The organism is Paraburkholderia sp. SIMBA_027 (genome assembly GCF_046535315.1).
Lineage (GTDB): Bacteria > Pseudomonadota > Gammaproteobacteria > Burkholderiales > Burkholderiaceae > Paraburkholderia > Paraburkholderia tropica.
Genome location: NZ_JAWRWY010000336.1, coordinates 1 through 292, shown reverse-complemented (window position 1 = coordinate 292; position 292 = coordinate 1). Strand labels below are relative to the sequence as shown.

Below are 292 nucleotides of genomic sequence, written 5' to 3'. Positions count from 1 at the left end.
GCCGATATCGACAACTTCAAGAAGATCAACGACACCTACGGCCACCCGGTCGGCGACAAGATCCTTGCCACAGTTGCCTCGGTTATCCGCGCCAATGTCCGCCGCGATATCTTCGTGGCACGCACAGGCGGCGAAGAATTTGCCCTGATCATCGACGGCAATACGCAGGAAGAGGTCATGGGCATGGCCGAGCGGATCCGCCGGACCCTCGAAGCGACGCCGTTCAAGAACCCCCGCACCCGCATCAACTATGGCCCGGTCACGGTTTCCATGGGTGTCTGCATGGCATCGC

The 292-nt window shown here is 60.6% G+C and carries 1 protein-coding gene; it reads left to right on the top strand.

Translation table 11 applies throughout. The annotated features are described in order from the left end of the window. Positions 1-292, top strand: a 292-nt coding sequence (locus SB764_RS39325; RefSeq protein ID WP_410866653.1) for a GGDEF domain-containing protein, incomplete at both ends; no start/stop codon positions are given.